Here is a 251-nt window from a genome sequence, read left to right on the forward strand (position 1 = left end):
GCGGCTGGGGCCGGCCGCGGTGCGGCGGGCCCGGCTGACGTCTGTCGTGGGTCTCGCCGTTCACGGTCCGAGAATACGTGCGATCCCGACAGTTGCGGTCACGGCAGCCAGGACAGGTGCCCGCGTAACAGCGCGTAGCCGACGAACGCGACGGTGTCGATCAGCGCGTGCGCGATCACCAGCGGCCACAACTTGCCGGTGCGCTGCCAGTAGCGTCCGAAGATCAGCCCCATCAGCACGTTGCCGAGCCC

Annotated in this window: 1 protein-coding gene; it reads right to left on the bottom strand. The window is 69.7% G+C overall.

What is annotated here, in order from left to right; all coding sequences use genetic code 11:
* Positions 1-98: 98 nt before the first annotated feature.
* On the bottom strand, positions 99-251 hold a 153-nt coding region (locus IJ15_RS0124720; protein WP_031940944.1), incomplete at its 5' end, for a CPBP family glutamic-type intramembrane protease.

Origin of the sequence: Prescottella defluvii (genome assembly GCF_000738775.1) — a bacterium.
Taxonomy (GTDB): Bacteria; Actinomycetota; Actinomycetes; order Mycobacteriales; family Mycobacteriaceae; genus Prescottella; species Prescottella defluvii.